Origin of the sequence: Plantactinospora sp. B5E13 (assembly GCF_039871775.1) — a bacterium.
GTDB lineage: Bacteria > Actinomycetota > Actinomycetes > Mycobacteriales > Micromonosporaceae > Plantactinospora.
The window spans coordinates 58,411-74,520 of sequence record NZ_JBDPLT010000040.1; the positions used below are offsets into that span (position 1 = coordinate 58,411).

The following is a 16,110-nucleotide window of genomic DNA, read 5'->3' on the forward strand; positions in this document are numbered from 1 at the left end:
TCGTCTTATCCGCGTGGGAATGATCGGTGGCGGCGCGTACCCATTGATCCTGGAGGGCACCTTGCGTCCACACCCACGATCCCGCACCCCGCTGATACCGCTGGTGGTCGGCCTGCTGGCCGTCTCCCTGCTGCCCGCGGGCGCGGCGTCGGCCACCCCCACCACCACCGGCGACACCGACACCGCCCGGCACGGCGGCCCGGGCGGTCGGCCGGCGTACCTCAACCCGAAGCTCCCGGTCGACCGCCGGGTCGACGACCTGCTCGGTCGGATGACCCTGGCGGAGAAGGTCGGCCAGATGACCCAGGCCGAGCGGGCCGCGGTCACCGACACCCCGACGGTGATCGCCGAGTGGAACCTCGGCTCACTGCTCTCCGGCGGCGGCTCGGTGCCGACCCCGAACACCCCCGAAGCCTGGGTCGACATGATCAACGGATTCCAGCGGCAGGCGATGAGCACCCGCCTCGGCATCCCGATCATCTACGGCGTCGACGCGGTGCACGGGCACGCCAACGTCCACGGCGCCACCGTCTTCCCGCACAACATCGGACTCGGCGCCACCCGCAACCCGGAGCTGGTCCGGCAGATCGGCCGGGCCACCGCCGAGGAGGTCAGGGCCACCGGCATCCCGTGGAACTTCGCCCCCTGCCTCTGCGTCGCCCGCGACGAGCGCTGGGGCCGGACGTACGAGAGCTTCGGCGAGGACCCGAAGCTGGTCGGCCAGATGGCCAGCTACGTCGCCGGCTCGCAGAGCGCCGGGGTGCTCGCCACCGTCAAGCACTACGCCGGCGACGGTGACACCGTCTACGACCAGGCCGCCGCCGACAACAACGCCAACCTGCCGCCGGCCAACCAGGCGTACGTCATCGACCAGGGCGTGACGGTGACCAGCCGGGCCGATTTCGCCCGGACCAACCTGGCGCCGTACTGGGACGCGATGCGGCGCTACGACGTGCGCAGCGTCATGCCGTCGTACTCCAGTGTGGACTGGGCCGAGGACGGGGTCGGCAACCCGGTCAAGATGCACGCGCACAAGGAGCTGCTCACCGACGTCCTCAAGGGCGCCAAGCGGTTCCGGGGCTTTGTCATCTCCGACTGGGAGGGGATCCACAAGATCCCGGACCCGGCCGAGCCGACGAACGCCGGACTCACCCCGTACAAGGTCCGCACCGGGGTCAACGCCGGCATCGACCTGTTCATGGTGCCGAACAGCGCGAAGCAGTTCATCGACCTGCTGACCGCCGAGGTCGAAGCGGGCCGGGTGAGCCGGGCCCGGATCGACGACGCGGTCCGCCGGATCCTGCGGGCGAAGTTCGAACTCGGCCTCTTCGAGAAGCCGTACGCCTCGGCCGACAACGTCGACACGGTCGGCAGCCGGGAGCACCGCGCCCTGGCCCGCCGGGCCGTCGCCGAGTCCCAGGTGCTGCTGAAGAACAGCAACCGGGCGCTGCCGCTGCGCAGGGACGCGAAGCTGTACGTCGCCGGCCGCAACGCCGACGACATCGGCAACCAGGCTGGCGGCTGGACGATTCAGTGGCAGGGCGTTTCCGGGGACATCATCCCCGGCACCACGATCCTGGAGGGCATCCGCGAGGTCGCTCCCCGGGCCGAGGTGACGTACAGCGCCGACGCCTCCGCGCCGACCGACGGCGCCGACGTCGGCATCGTGGTGGTCGGCGAGACCCCGTACGCCGAGGGTTTCGGTGACGTCGGCGGGCCGGAGTGCACCTGGTGCTCCACCCCGCAGCACGAGGAGAAGTCGCTGTCGCTGCAGTCGGGCGACAGGGCGGTCGTCGACAAGGTCTGCGGCGAGATCGACACCTGCGTCGTCCTGGTCGTCTCCGGCCGCCCCCAGGTGCTCACCGACCAGCTCGGCGAGATGGACGCGCTGGTCGCCTCCTGGCTGCCGGGCAGCGAGGGGGCCGGCGTCGCGGACGTGCTGTTCGGCCGGCGACCGTTCACCGGCAAGCTCTCGATGAGCTGGCCGCGCAGCGAGGCGCAGGTGCCGATCAACATCGGTGACCGCGACTACCGCCCGCTCTTCCCGTACGGGTACGGCCTGCGTACCCGTTGAGCCGGTTCCCGTAGCCGTCGCCGCCGTCGGCGCCCGTGACCCGGGCACCGGCGGCGGCGCGCCGCGTTTCCGGCACCGGGCACGGCCGGGCCGCACTGGTTGAATGAGCGGGTGGATCCCATCGACATCATCTCCGTCTTCACCCTTCCGCTGCTCGCCTTCCTGTTGATCGAGGCGGCCACGGCGGCGAGACGTCAACGGGACACGGTCGCCAGGCTCGCCCGGCTCGACCGCAAGATGCAACTGTTGCTGACCCACCTCGGGATCGTCGACCCGGAGCAGGAACTCGCCGAGGTACGCGAGCACCTCCGCAACGGTCGGACGATCCACGCGGTCCGCGCCTACCGGAAGGCCACCGGGGAGGGCCTGCTGGAGGCGAAGCAGGCGGTCGACCGGATGGCCGGCCAGCCCTGACCCGCCGTACCCGCCGACCGACACGGCGCTTCCGGCCGGGCGGGCACCGGCCACGAACGGCCGCGGCGGGGCTGGCGGGCCCGTGGCAGCATGTCCCGCGTGACCCTCGGACTCGACGTACGTCGCCTCGCCGCCATCGACATGTGGGGATCGGTCGGAGTCCGCTGGCGACGGTGGGTCATCCTCGGCGAGTTCCTCCTGGGCGTCGTCGGTGGCGGCGTACTCGGTCTGGCGCTCGCCTCGTCCGGCGGAGGCGTGCGTACCGGGTTGGGGTGGTGGCTCACGGGCGTGGCCGCCAACTACGTGCCGCTGTCGGTACACGCCCTCACGCTCGTGCGTCCGGGTGCCCTCGAGGCCGAGATCCGGGAGGTCGACGTCGCCGCCGAGCTCCGCCACTACACGACGGCGCAGATGTGGGTAATCGTGCCGCTGCTGCTGGTGGTACTCGCCGTCCGGCAACGACACCGCTCCCGCTGACCCCCTGGCTCGGAATGCCCCACCCGGGCCTGTCGTGGCCGGTCCAGGCTCGGGCAGGACGGGCGTCGACGTGGAACCCGCACCGGACCGGGGCCGTCGGGCAGCCTGCTGGTGTTGCCCGACGGCCCCGGAGTGGACCGGCCAAGGGACGGTTCAGCCGGTCGTACAGGCCGCGCCGTTGAGCGTGAACGTCGCCGGCCTCGGGTTGCTGCCGGTGTGGGAGCCGTTGAAGCCGAAACTGGTCGAGGCTCCCGGGGCCAGGGTGCCGTTGTAGGAGAGGTTCGTCGCGGTCACCGTCGTACCGGACTGGGTCACCGTGGCCGACCAAGCCTGGCTGACCCGCTGCCCGGCGGCGAAGCCGAAGGTGAGGGTCCAGCCGTCGATCGTGGTACTGCCGGTGTTGGTGATCGTGACGTTGCCGGTGAAGCCGCTGCTCCAGTCGGTGGTGGTGTAGCCGACCCGGCAGCCGCTGGTCGGGGTGGTCCCGGTGGTCACCGGGACCGGCGCCGAGGCCGCCGAGACGTTGCCGGCCGCGTCCACCGCGACCACGTAGAACTGGTACGTCGTACCGGCCGTCAACCCGGTCACCGGGTACGTCGTGGCGGTCACCGTGCCGAGCAGGGTGTCGGTGGCCCCGGCCTCCCGGTAGACCCGGTAGCCGGTGACCCCGACGTTGTCCGTGGACGCGGTCCAGCTCAGGGTCGCCCCGGTGGTGGTGACCGCCGAGGCGGTCAGCCCGGTCGGCGTACCCGGTGGGGTGGTGTCCCCGCCGCCGGCCGCCGCGGTGGTGACGGTGACCGGCGCGGAGGCGGCGGACCGGTTTCCGGCGCCGTCCCGGGCCAGCACGTGGAACTGGTAGCTGGTCGCCGGGGTCAGCCCGGTCACCGCGAGCGTCGCCGCGCTCGGCGAGCCGACCAGCACGTCGGTCGTGCCCGCCTCCCGGTAGACGTCGTAGCCGGCGAGCCCGCTGCCGCCGGTGTCGGTCGAGACCGCCCAGCTCAGGGTCAGCCCGGTGGCGGTCACCGCCGAGGCGGTCGGGGTGCCGGGCACGCTCGGCGCGACGGTGTCCGGGGTCGGCGGGGCGGGCTCGGCGCCCCAGACGAGGTCGTCGCCCTCCCAGAGCGCCAGCTTCGGGTTCGGTCCGGCGGTGGCCTGGTACGACGGGTCGTTCGTCGGGTCCCAGGTGCCACCCTCCGGTACGCCGATTGTGAACTGCACCTCCATCCGGTGTGCCGACTGCCCGGCCGGGGCGATGGTGTGGCCGGAGCAGTCGACCTCGACGTACCAGATGTCGCCGGCGTACTGGCGGGCGCTGGTCGGTGCCGGGCAGCCCTGGGTGTAGCCGCTGGTCACCTGGATCGCGCTGGTCCCCTCCGGACGGAAGTAGTACCGGAACCGGGAGTCGGTCAGCGCCCGGGCCGGGAACGCGGACTTGTTGTAGACGATCGCCTTGATCCCGGTGGACCGGGGCTCGTTCTGCATCACCGTGGTCTCGACGGTGATCTCGTCGATGTCCGGCGACTCCGGCTGCGGGAAGTTCGCCAGCGGGGTGCCGCCGTACTCGGTGTGGAGCCGGGCCAGCGCGGAGGTGAAGCCGGCGTTGTAGTCGGTGGCGACCTCGTTCATCACGTAGTCGCCCCGGCTGTCGGTGTACGCGTCGTTCGGCGCGGAGGGGCCGCCGACCAGTGCGCCGTACAACACGTGCCGGGTCGCCTCCGGCACCTGCTGGCTGTCCCACCAGGAGCCGTGCGCGGTGCGGTGGTGCGGGTTGCGCGGCGGATTGGTTCCGAAGCCGATCACGTAGCTGGAGTTGCGCGGGTTGTCGCCGAGCGCGTAGGTGATCTGCCGGACCGCGAAGTCGTGGTAGCGGGCCTTGCGGGTGGTGTCGGTGGTCCGGTCGCTGTAGACCAGTGCGGCGAACGCGGTGTTGGCGGCGTAGCGCAGCGCGCCCCAGGTGTCCAGGACCGCCATTCCGCCGGGTGAGGTACGCACCTTCTCCCCGTTCACCCCGACGGTCCACCAGTCGAGCCAGCGGTTGGCGTCGTCGACGTACTTCTGCTTGCCGGTCAGGTTGGCCAGCAGCACGTACGCGCCGAACTGCTTGTTGTCCCAGGCGACCGTCCACTTGTACATCCGGGTGCTGGACTGCGGTTCGGTGCCGAGCCGGTCGTACTCGGTCTCGGCCTTGGTCAGGTAGCTCGCCTCGCCGGTGGCCCGGTACAGCCAGATCGCGCCCCAGACGAGTTCGTCCTGGTAGCCGCTCCAGGACCGGTAGAAGTTCGTCACGTCGGTGATGCACTCGTGGTAGGCCCGCCGCACGGTGTCGGCGAAGGTGTAGAGCTGGCGGGCGTGCCGGACCAGGGTGTCCGCGTAGGTCGGGTCGGTGGGTCGGAAGACCATCGAGGAGGCGGCCATCGCGGCGGCCGTCTCACCGGCCAGGTCCGCGCCGCCACAGCTGGCGTCGATCTTGTACGCCGGCCGCGCCATCGGCAGCACCTCGGCCGGTCCCCACCACTTGTGGTCGTCGTCGCCCTTGCCGACCTGTCCGTAGAGTACGGCGGCGGACGGGTGGGCCCGGATGAAGTAGTCGTTGACGAAGCGCAGGTTGTTGAGCAGGTGCGGCAACTGTCCGGAGTCGGCGTACCCGGACCGGTACTCGACCGCGCCCCAGGCGAGCATGGTGGTGCTGAACGCCATCGGGAAGCCGAACTTGACGTGGTCGCCGGCGTCGTACCAGCCGCCGGTGAGGTCCACTCCGACGTCGGCGCCGTCGGTCAGCGCGGAGTCGCCGCGCCAGGAGACCCGGTTCCAGTCGGGCAGCCGGCCGGACTGCTGCGCCTCGTAGAAGAGCAGCGACTTCTGCAGTGCCTCGGCGTAGTTGAAGTCCGCTGGCGCGGCGGTGGTGCCGACACTCCCGGTGCCGCTGATCCCGGTGGATGCCGGGGCGGCGAGGCCGGTCTGCGGGGCGGCGAGCAGCAGCCCGACGGCGGTCAGGACAGCCGTGATCCGGGTCGCGGTCCGCTCGTACCAGCGGCCGGGCCGTTGGCCCCGGTCGGGGCGCTGCCGGCCGTCCGGTCGCTGCCGGCCGTCGAGCCGGTGCCGGACCTTCGGCCTCGGGCGTGGACCGGGCCGGGGACGTTGCCCGTTCGGCCGGGCTGGGGCGATGCGGTCGCGCACTAGAATCGCTCCTGTCCGTGGAGCCGCGCGCGGCGACGCGTAGCGGAGGACACCAGGGGCGGATGTGGGCGCATCCGCCCCTTCCGCTGTGCGGTGCACGACGCGGGGTGCTGGTGGTGGGGCGTTCGGTCGAGCCGGTGGGTGTGCCGTCCGGTCCTGGGGGTCATCGGGCCTAGTCGGAGCGCCGGGAGCGCTCCCATGGATAGTCAACAATGTAACCGCGCCATTGCCGGTTTGTGAAGGACCAAACCGGTGAGCCCAGCCCCCCGACCGGATCGACAGGGCGATTGCGGAAGTCCCTCAGGAAAGCCCTTTCCCATTCTTTGACACTCGCCACAAAATCCATGATCCCCAATACACACCGCACGTCCGCCCAGGTCGTCGACGATCAACAGCCGCGGACGGCGTGAATCATCGAACCAACCGGCGGACCGGGCGTTCCGGTATACGGGCGTACGGTTGCCGCCGCTGTCCGGGACGGGGGACAGTACGCCCAGATCAGCGGTGCCATCGTCGCCGCCGCGCAGCTCACCGCGGCCCTGCCGGGGCGCCGTCCAGCCAGTGCGACGCACCCGGTGACCGCTCGCCACCCACGGTCCGCCCACCCGCGGCCCTCCCGGGGTGCGCCACCGTGCACGGCCCTCCGGAACGCCGTGCACCGTGCCCGCCCCCCACCGCGTCCGACCGGACCGTGCCCTGACCAGCCCGGGTCCGGTCCGAGTCCGGTCCGTTCCAGACGGATGGATGGACGGACGGGTGTACGGGACGGTCGGACGGTCGCGGGGGTGGCCACCGGAACCGCGCCGGCCACCGCGCCGGCGACCGACCTGAGGAGACAGCGATGGCACTGCGCCTTGCCGACGGCACCGCCTGGCGGGAGATCCTCGCCCGAGCGGTCGAGGCGACCCCGGAAGCGTTCGACCCCGGCCGTCCCGACAGCACCACGACGCTACGGAACCTGATCGAGGGGGCCTGGCGGTCGGTCGGCGCCCCGAGCGCCGTCCGGACCCCGGTCGACAACACCGTACTGGTGAACCTGCCCCGACTCGACGCCGACTCGGCTCGGGCCGCCGTCCGGTACGCCTCCGCCGAACACCGCGACTGGGCCGACACCCCGCTCGCCGAGCGGAAGGTCCGGGTGGTCGCCGCGCTCGACGAACTGACCCTGCACCGTGACCTGCTCGCCCTGCTGCTGGTCTGGGAGATCGGCAAGCCGTGGCGGTTGGCCTGTGCCGACGTCGACCGGGCCCTGGACGGGGTCCGCTGGTACGTCGAGGAGATCGACCGGATGCTCGCCGACGGCCGCGAACCGCTGTCCGGCCCGGTCAGCAACATCGCCAGCTGGAACTACCCGATGAGCGTGCTGGTCCACGCCGAACTCGTGCAACTGCTCGCCGGCAACGCGGTGCTCGCCAAGACGCCGTCCCAGGGCGGAGCGGTCTGCCTCACCGTCGCGCACGCCCTGATGCGCCGCGCCGGGCTGCCCGCCACCCTGCTCTCCGGCAGCGGCGAGGAACTCTCCGAGGTGCTGGTCCGGGCCCCGGAGATCGGCGCGGTCGCCTTTGTCGGCGGCCGGTCCAACGGCGGCAAGGTCGCCGCCGCGCTGCTCGACACCGACAAGCGGCACATGATCGAGCAGGAGGGACTGAACGCCTGGGGCATCTGGGACTTCTCCCAGTGGGACAGCCTCGCCACGCACCTGAAGAAGGGCTTCGAGTACGGCAAGCAGCGCTGCACCGCGTACCCCCGGTTCGTGGTCCAGCGGGACCTGGTCGACGAGTTCCTCGACATGTACCTGCCGGTGGTCCGCTCGGTACGGTTCGGCCACCCGCTCGCCGTCGACGAGGGCTGGGCCGACGGCGACCCGCTGCCGGAGCTCGACTTCGGACCGTTGATCAGCGGCGCCAAGGCCGACGAGCTGCGCCGCAAGGTGGACGAGGCGGTCCGGGGCGGCGCCGTCCCGCTCTACCGGGGCAAGCTCGACGGCGCGCCGTTCCTTTCCGGGCAGGACACCTCGGCGTACGTGGCGCCGGCAGTGCTGCTCGCCCCACCCGGCCGGTCCCGGCTGATGCACGCCGAACCCTTCGGCCCGGTGGACACCATCGTCGTGGTGGACACCCCCGACGAGTTGCTGGCCGCGATGAACGCCTCCAACGGCGCCCTGGTGGCCAGCCTCGCCTGCGACGACGAGGACGAGGCGGCGAAGCTCGCCGTCGACCTGCAGGCGTTCAAGGTCGGCATCAACCGGCCACGGTCCCGGGGCGACCGGGAGGAGCCGTTCGGCGGCCGGGGCGCCTCCTGGAAGGGTGCCTTCGTCGGCGGTGACCTGCTGGTGCAGGCGGTCACCGTCGGCTCCGGAACGACCCAGCGGCTGTATGGCAACTTCCCGGACTACAGCAGCTACCCGACGACCTGACCCGGTGGGGCCCTGCCGGACGTCCCGCCGGAAGGGCCCCACGGGTTCCGCCCGCTCGGGCTGCTGGCGGTCCGGTCGGCGAACCGGGACCGGACCGCTGTCTCTGCGGCCCGCGGCCCACCAGGCCCGCGCCGCCGCCTCCGCTCCGGTCGGCGAACCGGGACCGGAGCGCTGTCTCAGGCCCGCGGCGCCTCGACGCTGGCGGGAGGCCGGTCGCCCTGTGCCGGAACCACCGGCGGCGGACCCGCCGGTCCCGCACCGGCCCGCTCGGTCAGCGGCACGGTCAGGGTCAGCAGGTTGCCGTCCCGTTCCACCGCGCCCGGCCGGTAGAGCCGGTCCAGCAGCCGCAGCATCCCCACGTTGTCCGCCAAGGTGTACGCCGACAGCGCGAGGTAACCCGCCCGGTGGGCGTACGCGACGAGCCGACGCAGCAGCGTGCCACCGATGCCACGTCGCTGCCAGCCGTCCTCGACCAGCAGGGCCACCTGGGCGACCGGCCCCTCGGCCACCAGGTTCGCCATCGCCACCACCCGCTCCGACAGCCCGTTCGGCTCCCGTCCCGGCGGCTCGGGAAGACCCGGCGTGCCGGCCGTCCCGTCGGTCGTCGCCAGCAGCGTCACCCCCCGGTGCGGGGCGAGCAGCCGCGCGAGGCGGGCGGCCGACGGGCGGATCGCCGCCGCCGGGTAGCGACGTTGCAGGGTGCGCGCCGAGCAACGGACGTGCATCGCCCGTACGGCCGGTAGGTCGTCGGGCAACGCCGGACGGACCAGGAGTTCGGTGCCCTCCGACAGGACCAGGGTGACCTGTTCGACGCTGCGGCGCAGCACCGTACCGGCCAGTTCCAGCAGCGCCTGGGCGCGGGCGAACTCGGCCGGGGTGAAGCTCGGCGCGGAGCGGACCAGCTCGAACACCCCACCGTCCGGGTCCGGCAGCCGCATGCTGCCCCGGTCGTATCCGGGACCGTTGAGGGCCGGCATCGGCCGCCAGCTCACCGTGTCGGCGTTGAGCAGGGCCCGCAACGTCTCCCCCAGCGCGTCCGGGTCGTGGACCAGCCGGGTCGCCAGGCCGAGCGCCCGGGTCGGCTGGTCGGCCAGGCCCTGCGCCTCGCTGCGCGCCACCCAGCAGTCCCGGCCACGTCCCTTCTCCACCGCCGCGACCAGGTCGTCCGCGGTCAGTTCGGCAGGCGCGTCGACCAGGAAGTCGTCCACCGCGCCGGCCTCGGTGGTGTGCACCTGGACGGTGAGGATGTTGACCCCGCGCAGCGCCAGACTCGCGGTGAGCACGGAGAGAAAACCAGGCCGGTCGGCCACCGTCGCCCTGATCCGCCACAGCGTCATGTCGGCTCCTTCCCGGTTCCAGCCTGCCTGCGGACTGTTACCCGGCTGTTGCCGAACCGGCCGTGGCGGCCGTGGTCCCGGTCACCACCGCCGCCATCGTCGGGTCCGACACGGGTGGTGCGCTGACCAGGTCGAGCCGGTCGCCCAGAATCGTCGCGGCGGCCCGGACCAGCTGTGCGATCCGGTCCACCTCGGTGACGTGGAAGCCGGCCGCCGAGAGGCCGTCGCCGTCCACCCGGGCGAGCATCAGCACCAGCCCGGCCCGGCCGAACGGCGCGACCGCGTAGTGGGTGCCGGCCGGCCCGTTCAGCGCCCGGGCGCGCAGCGGGGTCACCTCCGGCAGTACCAGCGGGGTGGGCGAACGCCAGCTCGCGTACGCCACGGCGGGCGAGCCGCCAGCGCCGCGCAGCGCCCCGGAACCCGAGGCGCTCCGGGCCGCCCAGTCCGCCGGCACCACCGCGGCGGCGGCCCAGTCGGCGGCAAGCAGCCCCGGGACCGCGTCGACCAGGGTGCCGAGCCCGTCCCCCGGGTTCGCCGCGATCTGGGCCAGCAGTTCGGCGTCCTGTCCGCCACCGTTCGGCGCGCCGATCGCCCGCCACATGCCGTTGACCCGTACGCCCGGGATGGCGGCGAGTCCGGCGGAGAGCCGGTCCACCCGGGCCACCCCCGGCCACACCACGGTGAAGTCGTCGACGGCGCGTCCGCCGAGCCGTTCCAGGACCACCACCTGGACGATGTCGGCACCCGCGACGCCCAGCGTACGGGCGACCTGGCCGAGCGTCCCAGGTCGATCCGGCAGGGTTACCCGCACCCTCAGCAGCATGTCCGTCCCCTCCGTCGGCGGACCGGCGCGCGTCACCGCCGGTGCGGATACCAGGCTGCCCGATGACCATTTCGCCCCTGTTGCCGAAGCATGTCCCGACCGCAACAACCCGTGTTCGGCAGGAGGACACGCAGTACTGGCCCTGTCCGGGAAACCGGACGACGCCGGACAACCGGTCCCGATCCGCAGGGTTTGACCGGGCGGCGGAGTGCCCTCCACCGAACCCTTTCCCGCTCCCCGTGCGGTCCGTCGTGGCCACGGGCGGAAGTCTGGGCGCATGCGTTGCGCGATTCAGGTGGAAAAGATTCACTGGCCGGATGACCGATCCCCCGGCCGGTGCCGTCGGTTCGGCGTCACCTGCCGGGTCGCCGTCCGGGCTCGACCTCGACCGGCTCACCGGGTACCTCGGCACGCACCGGCCCGACCTGCTGGGCGGTCCGCTCCGGGCCGAACTGTTTCCAGGCGGCCGGGCTCGCCGACGGACTCGGGCCGGGCGCCGGCTTCCCGACCGGGGCCGAGCTGATCAACCGGTACGCCGCCCGCAGCGACGTCGACGTCGGTCCCCTGGACTGGCACATTGCGCTGGGCTGCTTCAAGCTCGCCGCTACCGGCACACCACCACCCTGTGCCCTGGCACCCTGCACCCTGGGGCGGACCGTCGGCACCGGCTTCGACCGGATCGGCGCCCTGGTCGCCCCGCTGGTCGCGCACGGCCTGGCCGCGCTGGGCGCCGGCCCGGACGGACCCTGATCCCCGCGTCGGCTCCCGGGCGCCCAGGGGCACGGTACGGGTCAGGCCGAGGTGCGGTGCACCAGGTGGGTGTCGAGCAGGACGTACGGCGCCTCCCGCTCCTCGTGACGGATCCGGGAGACGAGCAGCCGGGCCATCTGCCGGCCCATCTCCTCCATCGGCTGGAAGACCGTGGTGAGCGGTGGTTCGGTCTGCCGGGCGATCGGGGCGTCCTCGAAGCCCACCACCGCCACGTCCTCGGGGACCCGACGGCCCGCCTCGCGCAGCGCCCGCAGCGCCCCGCACGCCATCAGGTCCGAGGCGACAAAAACCGCGTCGAGGTCGGGGCAGCTGTCCAGCAGCCGGCGCATCGCCGCCGCGCCGCTGCTCTCGCTGAAGTCGCCGTACGCGATCAACGCGTCGTTGACCAGCGCGCCGCTGTCCCGCACCGCCTCCCGGTAGCCGGTCAGCCGGGCGACGCCCACCCCCATGTCCTGTGGGCCGGCGATGGTCGCCACCCGCCGGCGTCCCTTCCGCAGCAGGTACTCCACCGCGAGCCGGGCCCCGCCGGCGTTGTCCACGTCGACGAAGTAGGCGCCGTCCGGGTCGGCCAGCATCCGGGCCGGCCGGCCGCCGAGCACGGTCGGCAGCCCGCGCTGTTCGAGCAGGGTGGGCAGCGGGTCGGCGTCGTGCAGGGAGAGCAGCAGTACGCCGTCCACATGCTGGTTGGTCAGGTGGTGCTCCACCCGTTCCCGCTCGGCCGGTGACTGGGCCATCGCCAGCCACAGCTGCATCGGGGTCTCCAGCAGGGCCGAGCTGATGCCCCGCACTATCCCGGCGAAGAACGGCTCACCGAAGACCCGTTCCTCCGATTCGGACACCACCAGGGCCACCGAGTCGGTCCGTTGCGTCACCAGTGCCCGGGCCGCCCGGTTCGGGACGTAACCCAGCTCGGCGATCGCCCGTTGCACGGCGGCCCGGGCCTCCGGACTCACCTGCGGCGAGCCGTTGACGACGCGCGACACCGTGCCCCGTCCCACACCCGCGCGGGCGGCGACCGCGTCCAGGGTTGGCCGCCCGAGCGAGCGGGTGCGCTGCGTTGTCATCGTCTGCTCCTCCGACGTCGGGCGGCCGGCACCGACCTGGTACAGGCCGGTGCCGGGCACTCCCAATACTGGCTGACCACGCCTATTGAACCCGCTTCGGCCAGGACGGCGCGTCGTCCGCGCCGATCCTCACCCGGCGGCCCGGACGGGCCGCGCGGTAGGGCCGAAGATGGTTCATTGTGCGGCCAATCCGTTCCGTCGGATCACCTCGGCGTACCACTTGGCGCTCGACTTGGGAATCCGCAGCTGGCTGTCGTAGTCGACGTAGACCATGCCGAAGCGCTTCGTGTAGCCCCACGCCCACTCGAAGTTGTCCATCAGGGACCAGGCGAAGTAGCCGCGCAGCGGCACGCCGGAGCTGATCGCCGCGTGGCAGGCCCGCAGGTGGGCGTCGAAGTACGCCAGCCGGTCGCTGTCGTCGACCTCGCCGTCGACCACCTCGTCCACGAAGGCGGACCCGTTCTCGGTGATGTACAGCGGCAGCTCCGGGTAGTCCCGGTGGACCTGCTGGAGGATCTCGACCAGCCCCGGCGCGTCGATCTCCCAGTTCATGTCGGTGACCGGCACGCCCCGGGTGACGAACCGGACCTGCTCGCTGCCCGGCCAGCAGGACTGCGCCCGCCAGTACGGCTCGGGCTCGACCCCCTCGACCGGGCCGGCGACCACGTGCCGGCTGTAGTAGTTGATGCCGAGGAACGAGTTCGGGGTGCTGATCACCTCGAGGTCGCCCTCGTGGACGTGGTCGAAGTCGGTGACCTCGGCCATGTCCGCCACCACGTCGGCCGGGTAGCTGCCGCGCAGGATCGGGTCCAGAAAGAACCGGTTGGCCAGCCCGTCGATCCGGCGGGCCGCGTCGACGTCGCCGGCCGAGTCGGTCTGCGGAGAGACCGCGTAGAGGTTCAGCGTCACTCCGACCTGGTGGTCGGGGGCGGCCGCGCGCAGCGCCTGGGTGGCGAGGCCGTGCCCGAGCATCAGGTGGTGGGCCGCCCGGACCGCCGCCGGTCCCTCGGTACGCCCGGGCGCGTGCACCCCGGAGCCGTAGCCGAGGAACGCCGAGCACCAGGGCTCGTTGAGGGTGATCCAGTGCCGGACCCGGTCGCCGAGGGCGGCGTGGGTCAGCTCGGCGTACTCGGCGAACCGGTGGGCGGTGTCCCGGACCGGCCAGCCGCCGGCGTCCTCGAGCGCCTGGGGCAGGTCCCAGTGGTAGAGGGTCACCCACGGCTCGATGCCGTGTTCCAGCAGCTCGTCGACGAGCGAGCGGTAGAAGTCGAGGCCGGCCTGGTTGGCCGGGCCCGACCCGTCGGGCTGGATCCGGGGCCAGGCCACCGAGAGCCGGTACGCCTTCAGGCCCAGCTCGGCCATCATCTTCACGTCGTCCGGGTACCGGTGGTAGTGGTCGCAGGCGACGTCGCCGGTGTGGCCGTGCAGGACCCGGCCGGGGGTGTGACTGAAGGTGTCCCAAATGGAGGCGGTACGACCGCCCTCGTGCACCCCGCCCTCGATCTGGTACGAGGCGGTCGCGGCTCCCCAGAGGAAGCCGGGCGGGAAGCTCAACCCCCGGTCCTCCAGAAGGAGCTGGGCGGACTGGGGGTTCGCGGAGTTGCTCACGACTTGACGGCGCCTTCCATGATGCCGCCGATGATCTGGCGGCCGAACAGAATGAACACGATCAGCAGCGGCAGGGTGGCCAGCGCGGTACCGGCGAACAGCGCCGTGTAGTCCGTCTGGTACAGCCCCGACGAGAGGATCTTGAGGGAGTACTGCACGGTGGGCGTGTCGGGGGTGAGCACGACGAACGGCCAGAGGAACTCGTTCCAGGTCTGCATGAAGGTCAGCAGCCCGAGGATCGCGGCCGCCGGACGCAGCGCCGGCAGCACCACGTTCCAGTAGATCCGCCAGGTCGAACAGCCGTCGAGCCGGGCCGCCTCGATCAGCTCGTCGCTGATCGCGGAGAGCGCGTACTGGCGCATCATGAACACGCCGAAGCCCTGCACCAGGAACGGCACGATGACCGCCTGCAGGGTGCCCGTCCAGCCCAGCTCCACCATCATCAGGTACAGCGGGATGATGCCGAGCTGGGTGGGGACCATCATGGTCAGGATGATCACCAGTAGCAGGGCGTTACGGCCCCTGAACCTCAGCTTGGCGAAGGCGAAGCCGGCCAGGCTGGAGAAGAAGATCACCGAGATGGTGACGACCGTGGAGACCACGAACGAGTTGGCCAGGCCGTAGAGGAACGCGGCGTCGTCGTTGGCCAACATCCGGCTCACGTTGTCGCCGAACTTGTCACCCGGCAGTGGCGGCATCTCGTAGACGCCGCTGTTGTCCTTCGAGGCGATCAGGAACGACCAGATGATCGGAAAGATCGACAGCACGCTGCCGAGGATCAGCGCGAGGTAGGTCAGCGGACTGGCCTGCCACAGCTGCGCCCCGGGCATGCCGCCACGACGGCGCCGCGGCTTCGGGGTCGGCGCGTCGGCCAGCGGGCGGGGAAGCGTCTGGAGGGTACTCACTTCGTCTCCCCCTTGACCGAGCGGCGGACCAGTGCGAAATTGATCAGCGCGAAGATGATGATCATAAGGAACATCAGCCAGGACATGGCCGCGCCGACGCCGTACTCGAAGTTGTTGGTGAAGGTGCGTTCGTAGATGTACATCGCCAGGGTCTGGAACTGGTGGTCGGCGCCGCCGCGCACCATGCCGTAGCCGTACATCAGGGGCTCGGTGAAGAGCTGCAGGCCACCGATCGTCGAGATGATGATCGTGAAGATGATGGTCGGCCGGATCAGCGGTACGGTGATCCGCCAGAACTGTCCCCAGGCCGAGGCGCCGTCGAGCGAGGCCGACTCGTAGAGGTCCTTCGGGATCGCCTGCATCGCGCCGAGGTAGATCAGCGCGTTGTAGCCGGTCCACCGCCAGTCCACCATGAACGCCACCGCGATCCACGACGCGAAGCGGTTGTCCCGCCAGGCGATCGGGTCGACGCCGATCCCGCCGAGCAGCCAGTTCACCAGCCCGTAGCGGTCGGCGAAGATCAGCCCGAAGATGATGCCCACCGCGGCGACCGAGGTGATGTTCGGGATGACGATGCCCATCCGCAGCAGTGTCCGGCCCCGCATCTGCCGGTTGAGCAGGTTCGCGATGACCAGCGCCAGGATCAGCTGCGGCACCGTACTGACCACGAACATGCCGACGGTGTTGTACACCGCGTTCCAGAACTGGGAGTCGGCCAGCACGAAGCGGTAGTTCTCCAGGCCGGCGTACTCCTTGGTGCCGCTGAGCAGGTCGTAGTCGAAGAGCGAGACGTAGACCGTGTAGAGCACCGGGAACAGGCCGAAGACCCCGAAGAGCACGAAGAACGGCGCGATGTAGAGGTAGGGCGAGTACTTGATGTCCCACCGGCCCAGGCGGAACGACCGCTGGCGGCGTTCGGGGCGGGTCGGGGCGGGGGCGGCATGCCGCGGCGGGCGCGTGCCGACAGCAGAACTCATTGCAGGTCCTTCCGGGGAGGTGGACGGCGGTGACCCGGCGGCGCCCACACCCGGGCGGGGTGTGGGC

11 protein-coding genes and 1 pseudogene are annotated in these 16,110 nt (G+C 71.7%); 5 read left to right on the forward strand and 7 right to left on the reverse strand.

The genetic code is table 11. The features are described from left to right. Positions 1-61 precede the first annotated feature (61 nt). The 3 genes from ABGB05_RS27770 (at position 62) to ABGB05_RS27780 (ending at position 2,965) form a co-directional block, all read left to right on the forward strand. Positions 62-2,074 (forward strand): glycoside hydrolase family 3 protein, encoded by a 2,013-nt coding sequence (locus ABGB05_RS27770; protein WP_347656862.1) that lies wholly within the window; start codon positions 62-64, stop codon positions 2,072-2,074. A 111-nt stretch (positions 2,075-2,185) separates the two neighbouring features. After that, a complete protein-coding gene (locus ABGB05_RS27775) occupies positions 2,186-2,488 on the forward strand; it encodes a hypothetical protein (protein WP_347656863.1) in 303 nt (100 codons plus the stop codon). A 99-nt stretch (positions 2,489-2,587) separates the two neighbouring features. Beyond that, positions 2,588-2,965, forward strand: a complete 378-nt coding sequence (locus ABGB05_RS27780; protein ID WP_347656864.1) for a hypothetical protein — start codon at positions 2,588-2,590, stop codon at positions 2,963-2,965. Positions 2,966-3,118: 153 nt separating this feature from the next. On the opposite strand, the gene ABGB05_RS27785 is transcribed toward ABGB05_RS27780, so the two are convergent. Next, complete coding sequence (locus tag ABGB05_RS27785; protein ID WP_347656873.1) at positions 3,119-5,893, reverse strand: glycoside hydrolase family 9 protein; 2,775 nt, start codon at positions 5,891-5,893, stop codon at positions 3,119-3,121. A gap of 1,090 nt (positions 5,894-6,983) precedes the next feature. Here ABGB05_RS27785 and ABGB05_RS27790 point away from each other — a divergent pair. Next, positions 6,984-8,558 carry an aldehyde dehydrogenase family protein gene (locus ABGB05_RS27790; RefSeq protein WP_347656865.1) on the forward strand — a complete coding sequence of 525 codons (1,575 nt, stop codon included), beginning with the start codon at positions 6,984-6,986 and terminating at the stop codon, positions 8,556-8,558. 176 nt (positions 8,559-8,734) lie between these two features. On the opposite strand, the gene ABGB05_RS27795 is transcribed toward ABGB05_RS27790, so the two are convergent. Then, positions 8,735-9,895, reverse strand: a complete 1,161-nt coding sequence (locus ABGB05_RS27795; RefSeq protein WP_347656866.1) for a GNAT family N-acetyltransferase — start codon at positions 9,893-9,895, stop codon at positions 8,735-8,737. 37 nt (positions 9,896-9,932) lie between these two features. Further along, the gene (locus tag ABGB05_RS27800; RefSeq protein WP_347656867.1) at positions 9,933-10,718 is read right to left on the reverse strand and encodes an amino acid-binding protein; all 786 of its coding nucleotides are present in this window, start codon (positions 10,716-10,718) and stop codon (positions 9,933-9,935) included. Positions 10,719-11,189: 471 nt separating this feature from the next. On the opposite strand from ABGB05_RS27800, the pseudogene ABGB05_RS27805 reads away from it, so the two are divergent. Next, positions 11,190-11,468 (forward strand): annotated as a pseudogene (locus tag ABGB05_RS27805) (hypothetical protein); the annotation flags it as partial. Between the two features lie 41 nt (positions 11,469-11,509). Here ABGB05_RS27805 and ABGB05_RS27810 read toward each other — a convergent pair. The 4 genes from ABGB05_RS27810 to ABGB05_RS27825 form a co-directional block, all read right to left on the reverse strand. After that, positions 11,510-12,553: a LacI family DNA-binding transcriptional regulator gene (locus ABGB05_RS27810; RefSeq protein WP_347656868.1), complete on the reverse strand. Its 1,044-nt coding sequence runs from the start codon at positions 12,551-12,553 to the stop codon at positions 11,510-11,512. 174 nt (positions 12,554-12,727) lie between these two features. Then, the gene (locus ABGB05_RS27815) at positions 12,728-14,161 is read right to left on the reverse strand and encodes a GH1 family beta-glucosidase (RefSeq protein ID WP_347656869.1); all 1,434 of its coding nucleotides are present in this window, start codon (positions 14,159-14,161) and stop codon (positions 12,728-12,730) included. Further along, positions 14,158-14,991: a carbohydrate ABC transporter permease gene (locus tag ABGB05_RS27820; RefSeq protein ID WP_347656874.1), complete on the reverse strand. Its 834-nt coding sequence runs from the start codon at positions 14,989-14,991 to the stop codon at positions 14,158-14,160. Before ABGB05_RS27820 ends, ABGB05_RS27815 begins: the two co-directional genes overlap by 4 nt. A 71-nt stretch (positions 14,992-15,062) precedes the next feature. Continuing rightward, a complete protein-coding gene (locus ABGB05_RS27825) occupies positions 15,063-16,043 on the reverse strand; it encodes a sugar ABC transporter permease (RefSeq protein WP_347656870.1) in 981 nt (326 codons plus the stop codon). Positions 16,044-16,110: the final 67 nt, after the last annotated feature.

What these genes read in the sequence shown, in the direction of transcription:
- ABGB05_RS27790 (WP_347656865.1), top strand. Translation starts at nt 6,984, where the DNA reads ATGGCACTGCGCCTTGCCGACGGCACCGCCTGGCGGGAGATCCTCGCC.
- ABGB05_RS27795 (WP_347656866.1), bottom strand. Translation starts at nt 9,895, where the DNA reads ATGACGCTGTGGCGGATCAGGGCGACGGTGGCCGACCGGCCTGGTTTT.
- ABGB05_RS27800 (WP_347656867.1), bottom strand. Translation starts at nt 10,718, where the DNA reads ATGCTGCTGAGGGTGCGGGTAACCCTGCCGGATCGACCTGGGACGCTC.
- ABGB05_RS27810 (WP_347656868.1), bottom strand. Translation starts at nt 12,553, where the DNA reads ATGACAACGCAGCGCACCCGCTCGCTCGGGCGGCCAACCCTGGACGCG.
- ABGB05_RS27820 (WP_347656874.1), bottom strand. Translation starts at nt 14,991, where the DNA reads ATGCCCGGGGCGCAGCTGTGGCAGGCCAGTCCGCTGACCTACCTCGCG.
- ABGB05_RS27825 (WP_347656870.1), bottom strand. Translation starts at nt 16,043, where the DNA reads ATGAGTTCTGCTGTCGGCACGCGCCCGCCGCGGCATGCCGCCCCCGCC.